The following is a 20,386-nucleotide window of genomic DNA, read 5'->3' on the forward strand; positions in this document are numbered from 1 at the left end:
CTTCAACCCTCGATTGTTGCCGTTTAATCAACGCTTCACCCCGCTTTGCTAGCTGCATCGGACAGGATAGGTGAGATGCATCTGCTGTTCGCCACATCGATCGTGCCCGACGGTGCTCTTGCCTCGGGCTATGAGATCGCCAACGCGGCGATCATCGCTGCTTTGCGGCGCGCCGGCGCGCGCGTCACCGTGATCGGCTTCATTTGGCCGGGCAAGCCGGCGAGCGATCCGCAAAACACCATCATGCTGGGCGCCGTCGATGTCCGCACCGAAAGTGCATCGTCGCTGCAAAAGCTCGCCTGGGTTGCAAGGGCGATGCTTTCCGGCCTCACTTTCGCGTCGGTCAAGTTGCGCGTCGTTTCCGACAGCGAGGTCCGCGCCGCCATGGAGCGCGCCGGCCCCTTCGACGGCTATATCCTGAATTCGGTGCAATTCGCCGGCGCCTTCGAAAGGCTCTTCGACGACCGGCCGTCGATCTTCGTCGCCCACAATGTCGAACACCGTTCAGCGCGGGAGAACGCCGCGGCCGCCGGCGGTCTTTTCCAGCGCCTGCTGTTTCGCCGCGAGGCCAAGCTGCTCGAGGCGGTGGAAGAACGGCTTTGCCGCCGGGCGCGCTTTGTCTTCACCCTAGCCGAGGACGATCGCGCGGCACTCGGCGTCGCTTCCGACGACCGCTCGGCGGTGCTACCGCTGGTGACATGCAGTGAGGCGCCGAAGCAGAGGAAATCGCGCCGCATCGACTGCGACGCGGCGCTGATCGGCACCTGGACCTGGCAGCCCAATCGCATCGGCCTCGACTGGTTCCTGCAGAAGGTAGTGCCGCATCTCAAGCCCGATTTTCGGATCAGGATCGCGGGCAATATGCCCTCGGGCGTCGGCTCGAAGCATCCGGGCGTCGAATTCGTCGGACGTGTGCCGGACGCGCGGGCTTTCGTGCGCGCCGCCGCCGTCATCCCGCTGATCAGCACGGCCGGCAGCGGCGTCCAGCTCAAGACCATCGAGACCTTCGAGCTCGGCCTGCCTTCCGTCGCCACAAGCCATTCGCTGCGCGGCATCGACCACCGTCCGGACAATTGCGTCGTCACCGATGATCCGCTTGCCTTTGCCGCCGCGCTCGAAGCCGCGGCCGCCAATGTCAGGGATGTCGATGGCAGCGCCTTCCATCGCCGGCAGGTGAAAGCGCTCGATGCCGCGATCAGGCTTGGCCTGGAGAAGCTCAACCCCGTCAGGCAGGAGGCGTTTGCGTGAACATGCATTCTGCCCATGCCGCCTTTGGGGTCGACAGTTTGAAGACGATCCTGGGCATTCCGGTCCTCGCCATCCGTTGGGACGACGCGATCGCCCTGCTGACCCGGTTGATCGCGGAGCGGCGCTTCACCAAGGTAAGCTTTCTCAACGCCCACAACGCCAACATCGCCAGTGTGGATCCGGTCTTTGCCGAAGCGCTCGACGATTTTCTGATCCTGCCCGATGGCGTCGGCGTCGACATGGCGGCGAAACTGCTCTACGGCGCGCCGTTTCCCGACAATCTCAATGGCACCGATTTCGTCCCGGCCTTCCTGCAGGCATCCACCAGACCGCTCACCGTGGGGCTGCTCGGCGCAACGCGCGTCAATGCCGAGGCTGCATCGACAAAACTGGCCGCGCTTGCGCTGCAGCACAGGTTTGTCGTCATTCACGACGGCTATTTCCCGCCGACAGAAGAGCCGGCAATCATCGATCGGATCGCCCGATTGCATCCGGACGTGCTGCTCGTCGCCATGGGCGTGCCGCGCCAGGAGTTGTGGATCGCCCGCCACATCGATGCGCGTCACTGCACATTGCCGATCGCCGTCGGCGCTCTGCTCGATTTCCTCAGCGGCACGGTGCCGCGGGCGCCGCTATGGATGCGCCGGCTCAGGCTCGAATGGCTGTTCCGGCTGTGGATCGAGCCGGGTCGTCTCTGGCGCCGCTACGTGGTCGGCAATCCTGTGTTCCTGTTGCGTGTCCTGCGTCAGAAACTGTTCGGCAAGCCTGAACCTGCCGGAGCAACCCCCGGAGCAGGCCATTGAACAGCAGGTTCGTGCCCAGCGCCGACATCGAACTCGATCTCCTTCGCCGGACACCGACGGCGGCGGTCGTGACGGCCAGCTACGCGCCGGACTTCGAACGTTGCCGCCTGTTGTGCGAAACCCTCGACCGCCACGTCTCCGGCGTGGCGCATCACTACATCCTCGTCGAGCATCGCGACATGGCGCTGTTTCGCCGGCTGGAGAACAGCCGCCGCACCATTGTCGACGAGCGCGACCTCCTGCCGCGCTGGCTGCGCGCGTTCGATGATCCTCTCAGCCTGTTTCGCCGGCGCATCTGGCTCAGCTTGAAGACCATGCCGCTGCGCGGCTGGCATGTGCAGCAGCTTCGCCGCATCGCCATAGCAGCGCATGCGCGCGAGGACGTGCTGATCTTCTGCGATTCCGACGTGGCCTTCCTTAGGCCTTTCGACACAAACGCCTTCTGGCGCGATGGCAAGGTGCGCCTGTTCCGCCGCGACGAGGTGCTGTCCAGCGAAGGTCATGAGCAGCACCGGATCTGGTCGCGCAATGCCGGTCTGGCGCTCGGCATCGACACATCTTCGACCCACGATTACATTTCGACGCTCATTGCCTGGCGCCGCGAAACCGTGACGGCCATGTGCGCCCGGATCGAGAAGGTCCACGGCCGTAACTGGGTCGAGGTCGTCGGCGCGGCGCGCAAATTCTCCGAATGCATGATCTACGGCCGCTATGTCGACGACGTGCTGGACGGCGCCGGCCATTTCCACGGCTCGGAAGAGTTCTGCCGCGTCCACTGGACGGGTGAGGCGCTGTCGGATGGCGAGTTCCGCCGCTTCGTCGCCGCCATGGCGCCGGAACAGGTGGCCATCGGCATGCAGTCTTTCATCGGCACCGATATCGGCCGCATCCGCCGCCTGATCGGGCTTGAATAGTCCCGGGGGTCAATCGCTCTGAACGACCCAATTCCACCCGTTGCTGACGTTCTCCCGTTCAAAGAATCCGCTCTAGAAATCGATCAGATCCGTTGATGATCAGTTATCCAGTCTCTGTTTGGCCAATTCGATTTGATGGACGCTTCGTGGATGTCTTTTGCGCCGCCATATGTTGAGAGATATAACAAGCGCAAGATATCCGAATAGTGCAAGCAGACCCCACAGAGCGCCAAGCATGCCTATCGAGATAGTTAACACAAATCCAACCGTGGCCACGGTGTAATATAGGATCGAAGCCCAGACATATTTCTCCATTTGAGAGCTGCTCATCTATCAGTCCTAGGTTGTATCAGTCGTAGGTTGCCGGGTTTGGAACCATTTGAAATATGGGCCTCTCAACTCTTCGCCTAAACCGCCTTCGCCGGTCTGCGCATCGCCGAATAGGTCAGCAGCGCTGATGCGAGATAGAGCAGCAGGAAGACGATGTTGAGCGACAGCACCAGATTGGGCGTGTCGGCAATCGTGGTCAGCACATAGGTCAAAAGCACCGCCTTCAGCCCGGCAAGCAGGCCGAGGTTGAGCGCCCTTACCGCCGTCTGGCCGCGCGCGAACAGAAGCTCGGCCTGGTATTCGACCAGGTTGCGCAGTCCCGGCACGCAGATCGCCAGCGCCACCAGGGGGGCGGCCTCCGCGACATTCCTGCCCAGCGCGTTGGGGAAGAAATGCAGCACGATGCCGAGCGCCGCCAGCGCCAGCGTCGAGACAAGGAAAACACCGCCTTCGATGCCGCTCTTGACCGCGAGGCGCGACAAGAGTTCCGGCGCCCGCATCATGCGCTGCACCAGCATCATCGAGAAGGTGCGGATCGGGATCGCGGTCAGGTCGACCAGCCGCATGATGATGGCGTAGATGCCGGCGAGATGCGGCCCGCCGATCGCCAGCACGAGCAGCTTGTCGAATTCCATCTGCAGGTAGAACAGCACCTCGGCGCCGGCCACATAGATGGAATCGGCGAGCCGCCTGAGATAGAGTTCCAACCTGAGACGCAGCCTCTGGCGCGGATAGAAGAATCCGAAAGCGATGAGCAGCGAGGCGGCATTGGCACCGATATAATACCAGGACCAGACTCCTATGGTCCGCTGCGCCGCGAGCATGAACAGCACGGCGCCGACCGCTCGCAGGGCTGTCGCCAGGATCGTCAGCAAGGCGGCACGGCCGAATTTGCCGAGGCCGTTGTTGACGATCAGCGCCACTTCGACCGGTCGCCACAGAAGTGCTTCGGCAAACACGATCGCCGCGAAGACCGATAGCGGCACGGTGCCGGCAAAGAAGATCAGATAGACGCCCCAGGAGGCTGCGGCCAGCAGCGGCAGCGATACGACGCCAAGCAGTAGGAAGCCGGCGGTGAAGGTGCCGATCAGATTGGGGCGAATGGTGGCGGTGCGATAGAGCGCCGAGATGAAGCCGAAGGCCAGGATGCGCGACAGCATCACGCCGGCGGCCGATGCGGTGGCGAACATGCCGAACTCGGCGATGGACAGCGTGTTGGCCAGCGCGATGAAATAGGCCAGCGAAAACACCAGCCGCCCGCCCGCGCCGCTGATCGCCGAGAGATAGTCGCGAACCAGCCCCCGTCGTTCGGCCACAAAAGCGCCGATCCGGGCGAGGGGCCGCCTTTGGGGTATGTCACTGGTCTCGGTCATGCGTCGCAAAAGCATAGATTGCAAAGCTTAACGTGCCGTTCGGCAGCCTCTGGGTGTGTCAAGAATGTGCACAACCCATGCGAGAAATTTCATCCTCTGCCCTTCGAAATTAACCTTTTGTTTCCTATGCCTGTTTAGCGTGGCTTAACGATTTACAGCCGCTCCCAAGCCGCCAAGGGCAAGCTCAAGGACAATGGTCGACAGGGAAAACCGTGAGGACTGGAGGCGCGAGCGCTCTCTGCTGGCGCTCGGCCGGGCCGTGCGCGGCGAGGACGACGCTTCACTGGTTTCGATCGGCGATCGTGCCGACCCGTCATGGCGTGAGGATGCCGCGACACGCCATCAACTCGCCCGCTCGCGCCGCGAGGCGCGATTGAACCCTTTGCTGGCCGCTGACACGACACAATTCGAGGCCGATACCGTTTCGGCCGCCGAGACGCAGCATGACGCCGACGAGGCTGCCGGAGGCGGCTACACGCAAGCCCGGCAGCCGGAAGAGCCGGACACCGCAGCTGTTTCCGAGGCTCGCCGTTCCCCAACTGCATCCGAACCTCGATATGTGGGTGAAGAGCAACGGCCTTCACACGACGAAGCCTTCAGGGGCGGTTATACGCAAGCCCGGTGGCAGCCGGAACGGTCGGCCGCCACAGGTGTTTCCGAGGCCCGCCGTCCGCCTGCCGCATCCGAGCCCCGATACGCGGGTAGAGAGCAGCGGCCTTTGCGCGACGATGCCGACACACAGGAATGGAAGCCGCTGATCGATCCGATGCAGGTCGTGCGCGGTATCGCCAGGTCAAAGATGCTGATCGTCGCCACGACGGTACTGGGCACCGCGCTGGGCGTCGCGATCGCGCTGTCGACGCCGAAAAAATACGAAGCCACCACTGAGCTGATCGTCGACCCTCGCGACCTGAAGCTCACCGATCGCGATCTCACCCAAAGCGTGGTGGCATCCGACGCGACGCTGGCCATCGTCGAAAACCAGGTCCGCGTGCTCACCTCCGGCACCGTCCTCAACAAGGTCGTCGACAAGCTCAATCTCGTCAACGATCCGGAGTTCAACGGACAGGGTTCGGGCGGCCTGGGCGTCATGCCGCTCATCCGCTCGATCCTGTCGCGCAGCGATGGGCCGGGCGCCGATGAAGGCCGACGCCGGGCGCTTGCGGTCAGCAATCTGGCCGAAAGCCTTTCGGTCGAGCGCGGCGGCAAGACCTTCGTCATCTCCGTCAGCGCCACCACGCAAAATGGCGAGAAGTCGGCGCTCATCGCCAACACGATGACGGATGTCTTCTTGCAGACCTTCGGCCAGATCCAGTCCGACACCGCAGGCCGCGCAACCGACGAGCTGACGGCCAGGCTCGATGAATTGCGCAAGGGCGTCGAAGTGGCCGAGCGCAAGGTCGAGGATTTCAGGGCGACGCACGATCTGGTCGACGCGCAAGGCCATTTGATCAGCGACGACGAGATGCTCAAGCTCAACGAGCAGCTCTCCATCGCCCGCGCCCGCACGCTGGAGCTCAATGCCCGTGCGGCGTCGGCGCGTTCGATCGACGTGAACTCGGTTCTGAGCGGCACCTTGCCCGAGGAGATCAACTCCAACACGATGAGCGAACTGCGCTCGCAATATGCGACGCTCAAGCAGGAGGCCGATCGCGCCGCGATCCGGCTCGGGCCGCGCCACCCCGAGCTCCAGGCGCTCAATGCCCAGCTTGCCGGGTCGCGCGACCGCATCGCCGCCGAACTGCGCCGCATCGCTTCCTCGCTGCAGGTCGACCTGAAGCGCGCTGTGCAGCTCGAGCAGGATCTCGCCTCCCGCCTGGCGCAACTGAAGGTCCGCAGCGGCGACGTCAACAGCGACCTGGTCAGCTTGCGCGAACTGGAGCGCGAAGCCGCCGCCAAGCGCTCCGTCTATGAGCAATATCTTCTGCGCGCCAAGGAAACCGGCGAGCAGAAGGACATCAACACCGCCAACATCAACGTGATCTCCAAGGCCTTTGCTCCGCTCGAACCGAACGGCCCCTCGCGCGCCGTGATGGTGCTGGCTGGGTTACTGGGAGGGCTTGCCTCCGGCATCGGTCTTGGCGCCATGCGCGGCGCCTATGAGAGCCTGCGCGAAACCGCCAATTCGCGCTCGCGCCGCAGGACCGATGAGCGCCCAACACCTTTCGAAGACAGGGCATACCGGGCGCCGCCGCCGGTTCCGCCGGTCGAGGCCGCTGGCACGCAACGTTCGGGCCTGGTCGGCGCTCTGCTGTCGGCGGTGCGCAAGATTCTGCCCGGCAAGGCGGCAGGCGAAGAAAAGGCATCAAGCGAAAAGCCTGCACGTTCCAGTGATCCCATCCCACCCGCTATCGCCGAGAGCGAGAAGCCAATGGAGGAACATCCCGTCTATCCGTCGCCATACTATCCGTCTGAGCAGACCGCGTCCGCGGGTTACCCGCAGCAACAGCCCCAGCAGGGCGCCTATGCTCCGCATCCGCAGCCGCCGCTACCCCATCAGATGATGCCGCCGCAGCAGGCCGTCTATCCGGCCCCGCCCATGCAGCCCTCTGCGCAACCGCCGATGGGCTATCCCTGGCAGATGCAGCCGCCACCGGCTGGCTACTATCCCTATCCGCCGGCCATGATGCCTTATCCGGGGCAGGTGCCTTATCCGCAGCAGCCCGCGCCGCCAGCCTATCCTCAGGCCCCGCTGGAGGAGACCCGTCACGCTTCGGACGCCGATGAACAGCAAAGCTCGGTCGACGAAATCCGCGCCAGCCTGCGTGAATTCCGCGAAGCGGTTCGCGAACTCACCGAGAACCGCTCGCGCCGCCGCTATTTCTGAACCCCGAATAAACACCGCCGGTTTCGAGTTAGCGGCATCGGACGGCGCTTTGGCGGGATTGCCCGGTCGATTTTTCGTGAAAATGCCGCGCTGCATGGTACCCAGAAGCTTGCCCTCGGACCCCGAGAGCAAGCAGGGGCAACGACCTGCATGGGACAAAGATCCGAAGCGCGCCGCATGAATCCTTTTCCGCGACGTGCTTTGGGCGGAACGGTGTTGAAGGTGGTTCATGGCAGAAGTGATTGACGGCAAAAGCATTGCCGCGGATGTGGTGCGGCGGGTCAAGGACCTGACCGCCGAACTGGTGGCAAAGGGCACGGGTAAGCCCGGTCTCGCCGTGGTCATCGTCGGCGAGGATCCGGCGAGCCAGGTCTACGTCGCCTCCAAATCCCGCACCGCCAAGGAATGCGGCTTTCATTCGCTCCAGCACACGTTGCCGGCCGACACCTCCGAGCAGGAATTGCTTGCTGTCATCGGCGAACTCAACGCCGATCCGGCCATCAACGGCATCCTGGTACAGCTGCCGCTTCCCGGCCATATCGACGCCGGCAAGGTCATCCAGACCATCGCACCGGAGAAAGACGTCGACGGCTTCCATTTCATCAATGTCGGCAAGCTCGGCACCGGCGAGCTCGAGACTGCCTTTGTTCCCTGCACGCCGGCCGGCTCGATGCTTTTGATCGAGCGGGTGCGCGGCAAGGATTTGTCCGGCCTCAACGCCGTCGTCGTCGGGCGCTCCAACATCGTCGGCAAACCGATGGCCAACCTTCTGCTTGCCGCCAACTGCACCGTCACCATCGCGCACAGCCGTACCAGGGATTTGCCGGCGCTCGCCCGCACCGCCGACATCCTGGTGGCCGCTGTCGGGCGCCCGGAAATGGTCAAGGGCGACTGGGTCAAGCCGGGCGCCACCGTCATCGATGTCGGTATCAACCGCATCGCGGCGCCCGAAAGAGGTGAGGGCAAGACCCGCCTCGTCGGCGACGTCGCCTATGCCGAGGCGGCGAAGACGGCCGGCGCCATAACGCCAGTGCCGGGCGGTGTCGGGCCGATGACCATTGCCATGCTGATGGCCAACACGCTAGCTTCCGCCTATCTCGCGGCCGGGTTGAAACGGCCGTCCTTCTAATTCATCGGGTCCGAACCCTGGAAAGTCGCAGCTTTGCCGAATCTCACCGCTCCTGTTGAACGGCCGGTCACGAATGATCCCGTTCAAGGCGGGCGGCATTTCGCGTTCCTGCTGGTCGACAAGTTTTCCATGTTCTCGCTGGCCGCGGCGATCGACACGTTCCGATCGGCCAACCGGCTGCTCGGCCGCGACTTCTATGGCTGGACGACGGTGTCGGCCGACGGCGACGCCGTCATGGCCTCCAACGGCCTGCCGCTCAAGATCGACTATGCCGTCGCCGACCTGCCGCCGGTCGATATTCTTTTCGTCTCGGTCGGGCTGACGACGGAGTTCCCAGGCAAGAGCAAGGTGCTGGCGGCGCTGCGCAGCTGGGGCCGGCGCGGCAACGCGCTCGGCGCGCTGTCGGTCGGCTCCTATTTGCTTGCCGAAGCGGGCCAGCTCGATGGCTATCGCTGCACCATCCATTGGGAGAACCGCGCCGGGTTCGTCGAGCGCTTCCCCGACATCAACTGCACCGGCAATGTCTTCGAGATCGACCGCAAGCGCTACACCTGCGCCGGCGGCACCACCTCGATCGACCTGATGCTGGAGATCGTGCGCGGCGATTTCGGCTCCAACCTCGCCAATGGCGTCGCCAACCAGTTCCAGCACGAGCGCATCCGCTCCGCCGGCGACCGCCAGCGTGTCGGGCCGGAGCGCGACCTGACCGGCAAATCTGAGAAGCTCCGGCGCATTGTCGAACTGATGGCCGACCATCTCGACGAGCCACTGTCGGCGGTGCAACTCGCCAAATCGGCGGGCCTGTCGGTGCGCCAGGTCGAGCGCCTGTTCCTGCGCCATCTCAGCGTGACGCCCGGCCGCTATTACATGCGTCTGAGGCTCGAGCGGGCGCGCGAACTGCTGCGCCAGACCAACATGCCGATCCTCGACGTGGCGATTGCCACCGGCTTCACCTCGCACTCCTATTTTGCCCAGAGCTACCGGCTGCAGTTCGGCCGTCCGCCTTCCGAGGAGCGGCGCACGACATACTGAGCGGATTGCTCGGGCCGAGGCAGCCGATTTTCCCGCTGCGTCTGGGCCTTACCCGCATCCGGGCTTGTGTCCTGACGCCGCGTCAAATAGCTTTCGCCGGCGGAGCAGGGTGTGCTGGCGATCAGCAGACCTTGGGGCTTACTCAGGAGATTTTCATGGTGGGACTTGCGCGGAGCGTCGCTGCGGCGGCCTTCCTGCTGTGGATGACGACGCTTGGCCTTGCCGCCGATCGTGTCATCGTCATTCTCGATGCCTCCGGCTCCATGTGGGCGCAGATCGAGGGTAAGCCCAAGCTCGAGATCGCCCGCGAGTCCCTCAGAGCCGCGCTGCAGTCCATCCCGATCGACAGGGAGATCGGCTTCATGGCCTATGGCCATCGCGAGAAAGCCAGTTGCGAGGACATCGAACTCATTGTGCCGCCACAAGCCGGTTCGGCCGGCGCCATCTCCACCGCCGCCGACAGCCTGAAATTTCTCGGCAAGACGCCGCTGACCGCGGCCGTCAAGCAAGCGGCCGAGGCGCTGAAATACACCGAGGACAAGGCCACGGTCGTGCTCATCACCGACGGGCTCGAAACCTGTGGCGGCGATCCTTGCGCGCTTGGCAAGGAACCGAAGGCTGCCGGCATCGATTTCACCGCGGATGTCGTCGGCTTCGGCCTGACCGCCGACGAGGGCAAGCAGGTCGCCTGTCTCGCCGAAAACACCGGTGGCAAATACATCCAGGCCTCGGACGAGAAGGCGCTGCAGGACGCGCTGGCCGAAACCGTCGCGGCGCCGGCGCCCGAACCCGCGCCTGCGCCGCAACCTGCACCTGAACCGGCGCCCGAGCCGGCAAAGCCGGAATTCAATTTCACCCCGACCGTGGTGCTGGCCGAGGGCGGCGATCCGCTTACCGACGGCAATGCCTGGGAAATCTACAAGGCAATGGCCGACGGTACGCGTGGCGATTCAGTGGCCACTGAATACGGGGCCTACAAGGGCAATCTCGAACCGGGCGACTACATCGTCGTCGCGCGCATCGGCGAGGCCAAGACCGAACAGAAGATCAAGATCGAGGCCGGCCAGGTCTACAAGCCCCTCTTCACGCTGAATGCCGGCACGTTGATCATTCATCCGCGTCCAAGCGAAGGAGCCGATGTGGCCGATGGCGCGGCTGTCGTGATCGCCTATCCGGGCGCTGATATGCCCGCGACTTACTATGGCGACACGAAAGTCGTGCTGCCGGCCGGCGACGAGAAGGTCACCGTCACGATCGGGCAGGGTGTGGCGACCGAAACGATCCCGCTCGCTGCCGGCAGGGTCATCGACAAGGACATCATCGTTGGCGTTGGGCATGTGGTAGCCAATGCCTACTATACTGCCGGCGGCGACAAGGCCGACGGCTCTGGCATCGGCTTCAAGGTGCTCAAGGCGAAAAAGAAGATCGATGGCACGCGCGAAGAGGTGACCTATGCCTATGGCCCCGACAGCAAGTTCGATCTGCCGCCGGACGACTATGTGATGGCCGCTACCGTCGACCTCGCCGTCGTCGAGCGGCCGTTCAGCGTCAAGGTCGGCGAGCATCAGGATCTGAAGATCGTCATGAATGCCGGCGTGTTGGCAATCACCGCGCCCGGAACCTCGAAAATCGAGATTTTCGAGGCAAGAAAGGACATCAACGGCAACCGCAAATCGCTCGGCTATGCCTATGACGAGAAATACCAGGCGGCGCTGCCGGCCGGCGACTACGTCGTCGTCTCCGAGAAATCGGACAACAGCCGCAAGGAAGGCACCGTGATGGTCAAGGCCGGCGAGCGGGCCGAACTGACGGTTCAATAGGTTTCGCAGGCAATGAAAAAGGGGCGGCCACGAGTTGCGGCATGAGCTGCTCCTTTTTCATGACGGGACAAATGTCGCCACGTCGTTCCCGAATGCGCTGGCGCCATGGTCGGCGCGGCCCACCAATTGCCGGAACCCGGCGAAAAGCTCGCGGCCGAAGCCGAATTCGTTGCCGATGAGGTCGGCATCCGCCGTCCGGCGCAGCGCGAAATCCGCCGCCGGCACCAGCACCTCCAGCGTTCCCGCCTCGGCGTCCAGCCTGATGATGTCGCCATCATGGATCCGGGCGATCGGTCCGTCCTCGACCGCTTCCGGCGTCACATGGATCGCCGCCGGCACCTTGCCGGATGCGCCCGACATGCGCCCGTCCGTCAGCAGCGCCACATGCTGGCCGCGATCCTGCAGAATGCCGAGCACGGTGGTCAGCTTGTGCAGTTCCGGCATGCCATTGGCTTTCGGCCCCTGGAAGCGGATGACGGCGATGAAGTCGCCGGTCAGCGAACCGGCCTTGAACGCCTCGTTCAACCCTTGCTGGCTGTCGAATACCTTGGCCGGCGCCTCGATGATGCGCCGCTCCGGCTTCACGGCGGAAGTCTTGATGACGGCGTGGCCGAGATTGCCGGAGAGCATTTTCAGTCCGCCTGTCGGCTGGAACGCCTTCTTGAACGGCGCCAGCACCTTCTCGTCGCCGCTTTCGCGGGGGGCCGCCTCGCGCACCACGCTGCCGTCGGCGCCGAGCCTGGCCTCGACCGCATAGGGCCGCAAGCCTTCGCCCCACACCGTCTGCACGTCCTCATGCAGGATGCCTTCGTCGAGCAGTTCGCGGATAAGGAAGCCGAGCCCGCCCGCGGCGTGGAAATGGTTCACGTCGGCAAGGCCGTTGGGATAGACCCGGGCCAGCAGCGGCACGGCTTCCGACAGGTCCGAAATATCCTGCCAGTTGATGGCGATGCCCGCCGCCGCCGCCATGGCGACCAGATGGATGGTGTGATTGGTCGAGCCGCCGGTGGCATGCAGGCCGACAATGCCGTTGACGATCGAGCGTTCGTCGATCATCCGCCCGGCCGGCGTGTAGGCGTTGCCCAGCGCGGTGATCGCCAGCGCCCGCTTCGTCGCTTCGCGGGTCAAGGCGTCGCGCAGCGGCGTGCCGGGGTTGACGAAGGAGGCGCCAGGGGTGTGCAGGCCCATGATCTCCATCAGCATCTGGTTGGAGTTGGCGGTGCCGTAGAAGGTGCAGGTTCCCGGCCCGTGATAGGATTTGGACTCGGCTTCGAGCAGTTCGGCGCGGCCTGCCTTGCCTTCGGCATAGAGCTGGCGGACCTTGGCCTTTTCATCGTTGGGCAGGCCCGTCGTCATCGGCCCGGCCGGGATGAACACCGCCGGCAAATGGCCGAAGGTGAGTGCGGCGATCACCAGCCCCGGCACGATCTTGTCGCAGACGCCGAGATAGACGGCGGCGTCGAACATGTTGTGCGACAGGCCGATTGCCGCGGCCATGGCGATCACGTCACGCGAAAACAGCGACAGTTCCATGCCGGGCTGGCCCTGGGTGACGCCATCGCACATCGCCGGCACGCCGCCGGCCACCTGGGCAATGCCGCCGGCCTCGCGCGCCGCGTCCTTGATCAATGCCGGAAATGTCTCGAACGGCTGATGTGCCGACAGCATGTCGTTGTAGGAGGTGATGATGCCGAGGTTCGGCACCTGGTCGCCGCCCAGCGCCACCTTTTCAGAAGGGCTGCAAACCGCGAAGCCATGCGCGAGGTTGCCGCAGGAAAGCACGGCCCGGTTGGCGGTGCGGTTCGACGCCTCTGCGATACGGCCGAGATAGGCCTCGCGGCCTGGTCTGGAACGTTGGCGGATGCGCTCGGTGATGGCTTCGATATCGCGTCTTGCGGCCATGGCGGTCGGTCCTTTCGGGTCCCGGAAAACATCCTCCCACCGTCTGCCGGGACCATTGGCGAGTTGAAAATCAGGGTGCCCAGAAAACCTCTACGGCCTTGGGCGCTGTGTCGATCACGGCGCGAATGGGCTTTCTCGCGCCCGGTCCCATGGCGCCTTCAAACGCGGTGCGCTTGTCCTCGCCTTCGATGTGCAGCGCGATGAAACCGGCCGCGACAATCCGCGCCAGCGACAGCGTCAGTCGCGGCTCGCCGGCGCTCGCCGCGCGCACCGGCAGCACGATCCTTGTCGAGGACGGGTCGAGCAGTTTTGCCAGATCGTCGGCATCGGGAAAAAACGAGGCGGTGTGGCCATCGGTTCCCATGCCGAGCACGACGACATCGAGCGGCCAGGGCAGCGACTGCAATGCCGCATCGTCGGACGCAGCGGCGGTCTCGATGGCCGCGGCCTCGTGACAAAGCGGCACGAAACTTGCGGCTGCCGCCGCGTTCTGCAAGAGGTTGGCGGCAACCAGGCCGGCGTTGGAGCGTGGCGAGGAGGCCGGCACGAAGCGCTCATCGACCAGCGTCACCGTCACTCTGTCCCAGGCGATCGGTATCTTCGAAAGCGCTGCGAAAAATTTCGCCGGCGTCGTACCGCCTGAAACGGCGAGCAGCCCCGTGCCGCGCTCGGCGATCGCCTTGGTAAGGCGGCCCGCAACGTGGCCGGCAAGCGCCGCCGCCAGCTGGGGGCGGTCGGCGAAGCCGTTCCAGTTGTAGGCGTTCAATTGCTCTCGTGCCATGTCCGCCCGTCGCGTTCGATCAGGGCAATCGAGGCCGAAGGCCCCCAGGTGCCCGCCGTATAGCCCTGTGCGTCCTGCCTTGCGCTTTCCCAGGCGTTCTGGATCGGGTCGATCCACTGCCATGCCGCCTCGACCTCGTCGCGGCGCATGAACAGCGTCTGGTTGCCGCGGATGACGTCCATGATCAGCCGCTCATAGGCATCGGGCGCCCGGCCGTCGAAGGATTGCGCGAAACTCATGTCGAGCGAAATCTGGCGCAGCCGCATGCCGCCTGGCCCCGGATCCTTGATCATGATGAACTGCCTGACGCCTTCGTCCGGCTGTAGCCTGATCACCAGTTGATTGGCGAAGATCGGTCCGGCGCTGTCGCCGAAGATCGAATGCGGGATCGGCTTGAATTCGATGACGATTTCCGAAACGCGGGTCGCCAGCCGCTTGCCCGTCCGGAGATAGAACGGCACGCCCGCCCAGCGCCAGTTTCCGATCTCGGCCTTGATGGCGACGAAGGTCTCGGTGTTGCTGTCCTTGCCGAGTTCCTCGACATAGCCCTTCACCGGCCCTCCGGCCGAGGCTCCGGCGCGATACTGGCCGCGCACCGTGTGCTTGGGCGCCTCGTTGCCGTTGATGCGCTTCAGCGCCCGCAGTACCTTCAGCTTTTCGTCGCGCACGGCGTCGGCGTCCATCGACGATGGCGCTTCCATGGCGACGAGGCAGAGCAGCTGCAGCATGTGGTTCTGCACCATGTCGCGCAGTGCGCCGGCCTTGTCGTAATAGGTGACGCGGTCTTCCAGGCCGACCGTCTCGGCCACGGTGATCTGCACATGGTCGACATTGGCGGAATTCCACAGCGGCTCGTAGAGCGCGTTGGCAAAGCGCAGCGCCATCAGGTTCTGCACAGTCTCCTTGCCGAGATAGTGGTCGATGCGGAAGATCTGGCTCTCGTGGAAATCGTCGCCGACCAGGTCGTTGAGCGTGCGCGCCGAAGAGAGGTCGCGCCCGATCGGCTTCTCCAGCACGATGCGCGAGTTCGGCGTGATCAGATCGTGTTCCCTGAGCTTGTGCGAGATGTCGCCGAACAGCGCCGGCGCCACCGCCAGGTAGAAGGCGCGGATACGGTCGCTGTCACCGATCGCCTTCTTCAACTTGTCGAAGCCGGCGCCGGTAGTGGCGTCGGCCGAGACATAGGAGAGCCGCGCCAGAAACGTCTTCAGTTCCTTGGCGTCGATGTCGGCCGGCTTCACATGGTCCGAAATCGCCTGCTTGGCGAAAGCCTGAAATTCCTCGTCGGTCATCTTCGAACGCGAGGTGCCGATGATACGGGTCGGTTCGGAGAACTGATGGTCGCGCTGGCGATGGTAGAGCGAAGGCAGCAGCTTGCGTTCCGACAGGTCGCCGGTGCCGCCGAAAATGATGAAGTCGAAAGGGTCGACAGGGATGATCTGGCTGGTCATGGTCTGTCCGCTCTGACGCCGGTCGCAAGTACGCGGCTGATATATTCTAATCGATTTAAATTTTCCAGTGCCATGGTGTCACATCCCAAGGCCAATCTGTCTTCACCGATTGATCCTGACATGTGCCCTTGACACCGGCGCGACCCGGAGGCTTGTCGCGAGCAAAGGCTCCGGGAGGCCTTCGCAGATGCAGCATAGAGCGGTTCAATGAGTGAGAAAAGCATGCGCCTGGAAAACAAGGTCGCCATCATCACCGGCGCGGCGTCCGGTTTCGGCCAGGGCATGGCGCGGCGCTTTGCCGAGGAGGGCGCCAGCATCGTCGTCGCCGACCTCAATGCCAAGGGCGCCGAACGCGTTGCCAGCGAGATCGGCGCCAAGGCGATCTGGACCCAGACGGACGTCTCGCTGCGTTCCGAATTCGACGAGATGGTCTATGCCGCAAAGAGCGCCTTTGGCCGCATCGACATCATGGTCAACAACGCCGGCTACACCCATCGCAACGGCGACATGCTCGAGGTCGACGAGACGACCTTCGACCTGATCACCGCCATCAACATGAAGGCGATCTATCATGCAGCGCTTGCCGTGGTGCCGATCATGGACCGGCAGGGCGGCGGCGTCATCCTGACCACGGCTTCCACGGCCGGCATCAGGCCGCGGCCCGGCCTCACCTGGTACAACGCGTCGAAGGGCTGGGCGATCACCGCGACCAAGTCGATGGCGGTGGAACTCGCGCCGAAGAACATCCGCGTCAACTGCCTCTGTCCGGTCGCCGGCGAGACCGGCATGCTGGAGAAATTCATGGGCGCCGACACGCCTGAAATACGCGAGAAGTTCCGTGCGTCGATCCCGCTCGGCCGGCTCTCGACGCCGCTCGACATAGCCAACGCGGCCCTCTGGCTGGCGTCGGACGAGGCGGCTTTCATCACCGGCGTGGCGCTCGAAGTCGATGGCGGGCGTTGTATCTGAACCGTCGGGCCATATCGGACCGCAATTTGACTTGAGCGTCCGGCGAAAGGCATAAGACACCGAAATGGCAGGGGTCGGTGGCGCAATGAATGCGAAATTGCGGAAGGTTCGCGAAGACCTGGATAAGCGCTTTGACGCCTACCGGGCAAAACGCGCCCGCGCAAAAATTAGAGCGACCATTATCGGCATAACGGGCAGTTCGGGCAAGTCGACCGTCACCAAACTGCTTGGCCACATACTGGCCAGTCATGGTTCGGTGCATACCCAGGTTCTCGCCAACACGATGAACTCGTTGGTCAGGATGCTCTACAAGCGCATCAAGAATCCGGCCGAACTCGACTACGTCATTTTCGAAGCCGGAGCCAGCGGACCGGGTACGCTCAAGCCGATGGCGGATATGCTGAAGCCGCATGTAGCCGTTGTCACCATGGTTCGCCTCGAACATTTTTCAGCGTTCAAGACACTGGAGAACGTCGCCCGGGAAAAGCGCACCCTGGTCGACGCGCTGCAGCCGGGCGGCCTGGCCATCCTCAATGCGGATGATCCTCATGTGATCGAAATGGCTTCCGCCGCCAGGCATCGCGTCGTTACTTTCGGCATGTCGGAACAGGCCGATTATCGTGTGACCAACGTCCATGCCGCCTATCCGGACAGGCTGACGCTGGCCGTCCATTGGCGGGGCGGCGTGCTGGAATTGAAGACGCCGTTTCCGGCCGAACATTTCTGGCTGCCGACCGCCGCGGCCATTTGCGCGGCATTGGAGCTTGGCGTGCCCCCCGAAAAAGTAGCGGCCAGCGTTGAGACGTTCCAGCCTCTGGATAACCGCTGCAAGGTGCTCGTCACCGAGGGTGGTCCCCAATTTATCGTCGACGCCGCCAAGTCGCCCTGGCATTCGATCGATCTTGCCTTCGACATGATGGCCAAGGCCACGGCGAAATCAAAGCGCATCGTTCTGGGGCAGATCTCGGACTATGCGGGCTCGACCAGAAAATACCACTTCGCCTACAAGACCGCGCGTGAAATCGCCGATCAGGTCATCTATGTCGGCGACAATGCGCACCGCTCGGGAGCCGGGCAGGAGGATCGTGATAGCGGCCGGTTTCAGGAATTGCGCACGCCAAGGGAGGTCTCCGAGCATATCAAGAAAACGGCCGTTGCCGGCGAACTTATCCTGCTCAAAAGTTCCTCAAGGCTCCATCTGGAGAGGATCGCGCTTGCCTGGACGCATGATGTCAAATGCTGGGTCCCGGTCTGCGGCAAGCGGGAAGGGTGCGACACGTGCGGCTTGTTCGAGGTGCCGTTCGAGGAGCACCGCGACCATGTCAGGCAACGCAGGCATGCCAGACGATGGCAGCGCCTTCGCCACCTGCTCGGCGGCTGACAGAGATTTCGTGGAGCCGGGCGACCGTCAGGGATCGACGGTTCTCCAGACCGGCGCGGGCATCAGGCGCCGGTCTTGATATAACTCTTGTAGATCCAGCCGCGCTTGCCGTTATAGACGATCTGGCACCATTGCTTGCAGCCCATCACCTGTACGGAAGTCTTGGCGGGAACGGTGACCATGGCGGCTGCATTCTTCTTCGGGCCGGTTCGCATGGTGACGGCCCTCAGTATGCGTCCGGTGGCGGCTGCGGCGACTTTCCGGGACTTGGCTTTGGCTTGATCGCTGTCGTCTTGCGCTGCCGCCAGCGCTTGTGGTTTCGCGGTCGGGATGGCGGCTGTTTGCGCGCCGTCCGTCGTCGTCTTACCCGGGGCCGCGACCTTGGCAAGCATCGTTGCGGCATCGTTCTTTGCCGCCGGATCGGCGAATGCCGCCGCAACGGCCGGTTTTTCGGCCGCCTGCCCACTCTGGCTGGATGGAGCGGCGGAAGCGGATGCGGTCTTTGATCCCGTCCAGCGGGGGTCATTGGGCGCCAGCGCCGGTATCTCGGCCTCCGCCGCGGCCACAGCCGGCGAAACCGCGTCGGCCTTGCCAGCGGCCCGCGGCAGCTCGGCAGCCGTTGCGGCTGCTGCCGAGATGATCTTCGTTGTCTTTACCGGAATGGTCGGGACGGCCTGCTCGGGGCTTGCGACTGCTTGTCTCTCACTGGCCGGCAATGCCAGCCATAGCGCCACCGCGGCCACGCCAAGCAGCGCTGCGGTGCCAAGCGCGGCGATCACCAGATGCGAGTTCGAGCGGACTCCTTGCCAGAAGGTAGGCCGCATGTCGTAGCCGAACTGCATCGCAAAGCGCCGTCGTTCCGGCGCGCCGAAACTGAAGGGCTCTCTCACTCTGCTACCTCCATTTGCGGGCCGATGTTCTTTCAATCGGTGCCACAAAGCCGGCATTCGATCGGCATCGGTCCCAAAAAAACACGCGCGGGCAAGCCCGCAAAAGCCCCGCTTAACTGCCCACAGTTCGCATCTTTCAACCGCGATTGTGGCATCACTGCGCCATTTGCCGGTGATTCTGCACCCTTGGAAGGTGTTCTGCCAAGGGTTTTCTGCAATCTGTGGTTAAATCCTGTCCCTTAGGGCAAACCAGTTGAGCGCCAGGAAGAGCAGGGGCGTGCGCCAGCGCCGGCCGCCTGGAAAGGCGGGAATTTTCAGATCCTCGATCAGTTTCAGCCGATCTCGGTTGCCTGAAACGGTCTCGGCATAGAGCTTGCCGAAGAAGTTCGACAGCATGACGCCGTGGCCGGAATAGCCGCCGACCGAGATCACATTGGGCATCACTTCGCGCACGAAAGGTTTCCTCGGCACCGTGATGCCGACATAGCCGCCCCAACCATGGGTGATCTCGACATCCCTGAGCTCGGGATAAAGCTCTGCTATCTGCCGGCGGATGTGGATATGGATGTCCTTTGGATCGTTGACCGCATAGATCTCGCGCCCGCCGAACAGCAGCCGGCCATCCCTGGATTTGCGGAAATAGCGCACCACGAAGCGCGAATCGTCGACCGCCTCGCCGCCCGGCAGCACTTTTGTGTCAGCCCCAAGCGGCACCGTCGCACCGATGAAAGAACCGATCGGCATGATGTGCGCCGCACTCACCGGCTCCAACGCGCCGCCATAGGCATTGACGCCGACCAGGCATTTTTCGGCCGATACCGTGCCCCTCGGCGTGGTGACCTTGACCTTGCCGCCGACTGAGTTGATGCCGGTCGCCGGCGTTTGCTCGAACAATTGCGCGCCCGCCTCGGCCGCTACCTTTGCCGTGCCGATCAGCAGCTTCAGCGGATGGATGTGGCCGGTGCCGGTATCGCGGGTGCCGCCGAAATAAGCGGTCGATCCCAGCCGCTCCGCCGTCTCCCTGGCTTCCATGAAGGAGATATGCGGATAGCCGAAGCGGCTCGCCATGATCTCGGCATGCGCCTTGTAGTCGTCCACATAACGCTTTTTGTGCACCACCGACATCTGGCCCGGCATATAGTCGATCTCGATCCGGTTGACGGCGGCGAATTCGATGAGATGCGCCTTGGCCTCCTCCGCTAGGTCGAACAGCGCCTTGGCGCGGGAAAAGCCGTACTCGGCCTCCATTTCCTCCGCCCAGGCACGCTGGCCTGTCCCAAGCTGACCGCCATTGCGGCCGGATGCGCCGTCGCCGAAACGATACGCCTCGATCAGCACGACATTGGCGCCGGCCTTGGCCAGATGGGCAGCCGCCGACAGGCCGGTGAAGCCACCACCGACGATGACCACGTCGCATGTCCGGTCGCCGTCGAGCGCCTTGTACTCGGGCCGTGGTCCGGCCGTGTCCTCATACCAGGAGCGGCCGGGGGAGATGGGGGATTGGTAGCTCACGGTTCGCACCGCGAGCCGTGAATG

Annotated in this window: 15 protein-coding genes; 9 read left to right on the forward strand and 6 right to left on the reverse strand. The window is 63.8% G+C overall.

Translation table 11 applies throughout. The features are described 5' to 3' along the window. Window positions 1-75: 75 nt before the first annotated feature. From AC0L2H_RS23860 to AC0L2H_RS23870, 3 genes are read left to right on the forward strand one after another with little or no spacing between them, the layout of a single operon-like run. On the forward strand, window positions 76-1,248 hold the full coding sequence (locus AC0L2H_RS23860) for a glycosyltransferase (protein WP_473592499.1): 1,173 nt from the start codon (window positions 76-78) through the stop codon (window positions 1,246-1,248). After that, entirely contained in the window at window positions 1,245-2,051 is an 807-nt protein-coding gene (locus AC0L2H_RS23865) for a WecB/TagA/CpsF family glycosyltransferase (protein WP_473592500.1), read from the forward strand. The genes AC0L2H_RS23860 and AC0L2H_RS23865 overlap by 4 nt, the downstream gene beginning before the upstream one ends. Then, window positions 2,048-2,965 carry a DUF6492 family protein gene (locus AC0L2H_RS23870; protein WP_473592501.1) on the forward strand — a complete coding sequence of 306 codons (918 nt, stop codon included), beginning with the start codon at window positions 2,048-2,050 and terminating at the stop codon, window positions 2,963-2,965. The genes AC0L2H_RS23865 and AC0L2H_RS23870 overlap by 4 nt, the downstream gene beginning before the upstream one ends. A gap of 407 nt (window positions 2,966-3,372) precedes the next feature. Here the strand turns inward: AC0L2H_RS23870 and AC0L2H_RS23875 are convergent, their stop codons facing one another. Then, window positions 3,373-4,668, reverse strand: a complete 1,296-nt coding sequence (locus AC0L2H_RS23875) for a lipopolysaccharide biosynthesis protein (RefSeq protein ID WP_473592502.1) — start codon at window positions 4,666-4,668, stop codon at window positions 3,373-3,375. A gap of 193 nt (window positions 4,669-4,861) precedes the next feature. Here AC0L2H_RS23875 and AC0L2H_RS23880 point away from each other — a divergent pair, with 193 nt between their 5' ends. From AC0L2H_RS23880 to AC0L2H_RS23895, 4 genes are all read left to right on the forward strand, one after another. Beyond that, on the forward strand, window positions 4,862-7,495 hold the full coding sequence (locus tag AC0L2H_RS23880) for a GumC family protein (RefSeq protein ID WP_473592503.1): 2,634 nt from the start codon (window positions 4,862-4,864) through the stop codon (window positions 7,493-7,495). Between the two features lie 229 nt (window positions 7,496-7,724). After that, window positions 7,725-8,624 carry a bifunctional methylenetetrahydrofolate dehydrogenase/methenyltetrahydrofolate cyclohydrolase FolD gene (gene folD, locus AC0L2H_RS23885; protein ID WP_473592504.1) on the forward strand — a complete coding sequence of 300 codons (900 nt, stop codon included), beginning with the start codon at window positions 7,725-7,727 and terminating at the stop codon, window positions 8,622-8,624. A 33-nt stretch (window positions 8,625-8,657) separates the two neighbouring features. Next, the gene (locus AC0L2H_RS23890) at window positions 8,658-9,656 is read left to right on the forward strand and encodes a GlxA family transcriptional regulator (RefSeq protein WP_473592505.1); all 999 of its coding nucleotides are present in this window, start codon (window positions 8,658-8,660) and stop codon (window positions 9,654-9,656) included. Window positions 9,657-9,811: 155 nt separating this feature from the next. Then, the gene (locus AC0L2H_RS23895) at window positions 9,812-11,476 is read left to right on the forward strand and encodes a vWA domain-containing protein (RefSeq protein ID WP_473592506.1); all 1,665 of its coding nucleotides are present in this window, start codon (window positions 9,812-9,814) and stop codon (window positions 11,474-11,476) included. A 57-nt stretch (window positions 11,477-11,533) separates the two neighbouring features. Here AC0L2H_RS23895 and edd read toward each other — a convergent pair whose 3' ends face one another. From edd to zwf, 3 genes are all read right to left on the reverse strand, one after another. Beyond that, a complete protein-coding gene (edd, locus tag AC0L2H_RS23900) occupies window positions 11,534-13,378 on the reverse strand; it encodes a phosphogluconate dehydratase (protein ID WP_473592507.1) in 1,845 nt (614 codons plus the stop codon). A 70-nt stretch (window positions 13,379-13,448) separates the two neighbouring features. Beyond that, window positions 13,449-14,159, reverse strand: a complete 711-nt coding sequence (gene pgl, locus AC0L2H_RS23905; protein WP_473592509.1) for a 6-phosphogluconolactonase — start codon at window positions 14,157-14,159, stop codon at window positions 13,449-13,451. Beyond that, window positions 14,141-15,610, reverse strand: coding sequence for a glucose-6-phosphate dehydrogenase (gene zwf, locus AC0L2H_RS23910; RefSeq protein ID WP_473592510.1), 1,470 nt, complete (start codon window positions 15,608-15,610; stop codon window positions 14,141-14,143). Before zwf ends, pgl begins: the two co-directional genes overlap by 19 nt. 222 nt (window positions 15,611-15,832) lie before the next feature. Between zwf and AC0L2H_RS23915 the strand changes: the two genes are divergently transcribed. Together AC0L2H_RS23915 and AC0L2H_RS23920 are read left to right on the forward strand one after the other, a co-directional pair. Further along, window positions 15,833-16,579 (forward strand): SDR family oxidoreductase, encoded by a 747-nt coding sequence (locus AC0L2H_RS23915; RefSeq protein ID WP_473592660.1) that lies wholly within the window; start codon window positions 15,833-15,835, stop codon window positions 16,577-16,579. Window positions 16,580-16,664: 85 nt separating this feature from the next. Further along, entirely contained in the window at window positions 16,665-17,960 is a 1,296-nt protein-coding gene (locus tag AC0L2H_RS23920) for a Mur ligase family protein (protein WP_473592511.1), read from the forward strand. A gap of 62 nt (window positions 17,961-18,022) precedes the next feature. Here the strand turns inward: AC0L2H_RS23920 and AC0L2H_RS23925 are convergent, their stop codons facing one another. Both AC0L2H_RS23925 and AC0L2H_RS23930 read right to left on the reverse strand, forming a co-directional pair. Next, window positions 18,023-18,850, reverse strand: coding sequence for an SH3 domain-containing protein (locus tag AC0L2H_RS23925; protein ID WP_473592512.1), 828 nt, complete (start codon window positions 18,848-18,850; stop codon window positions 18,023-18,025). A 225-nt stretch (window positions 18,851-19,075) separates the two neighbouring features. Continuing rightward, window positions 19,076-20,362 (reverse strand): NAD(P)/FAD-dependent oxidoreductase, encoded by a 1,287-nt coding sequence (locus tag AC0L2H_RS23930; RefSeq protein WP_473592513.1) that lies wholly within the window; start codon window positions 20,360-20,362, stop codon window positions 19,076-19,078. Window positions 20,363-20,386 lie beyond the last annotated feature (24 nt).

Source organism: Mesorhizobium sp. WSM4871 (assembly GCF_055811295.1).

Coding starts and splice junctions, on each gene's coding strand:
- AC0L2H_RS23860 (WP_473592499.1), top strand. CDS start 76: ATGCATCTGCTGTTCGCCACATCGATCGTGCCCGACGGTGCTCTTGCC.
- AC0L2H_RS23875 (WP_473592502.1), bottom strand. CDS start 4,668: ATGACCGAGACCAGTGACATACCCCAAAGGCGGCCCCTCGCCCGGATC.
- AC0L2H_RS23880 (WP_473592503.1), top strand. CDS start 4,862: ATGGTCGACAGGGAAAACCGTGAGGACTGGAGGCGCGAGCGCTCTCTG.
- folD (WP_473592504.1), top strand. CDS start 7,725: ATGGCAGAAGTGATTGACGGCAAAAGCATTGCCGCGGATGTGGTGCGG.
- AC0L2H_RS23895 (WP_473592506.1), top strand. CDS start 9,812: ATGGTGGGACTTGCGCGGAGCGTCGCTGCGGCGGCCTTCCTGCTGTGG.
- edd (WP_473592507.1), bottom strand. CDS start 13,378: ATGGCCGCAAGACGCGATATCGAAGCCATCACCGAGCGCATCCGCCAA.
- pgl (WP_473592509.1), bottom strand. CDS start 14,159: ATGGCACGAGAGCAATTGAACGCCTACAACTGGAACGGCTTCGCCGAC.
- zwf (WP_473592510.1), bottom strand. CDS start 15,610: ATGACCAGCCAGATCATCCCTGTCGACCCTTTCGACTTCATCATTTTC.
- AC0L2H_RS23915 (WP_473592660.1), top strand. CDS start 15,833: ATGCGCCTGGAAAACAAGGTCGCCATCATCACCGGCGCGGCGTCCGGT.
- AC0L2H_RS23920 (WP_473592511.1), top strand. CDS start 16,665: ATGAATGCGAAATTGCGGAAGGTTCGCGAAGACCTGGATAAGCGCTTT.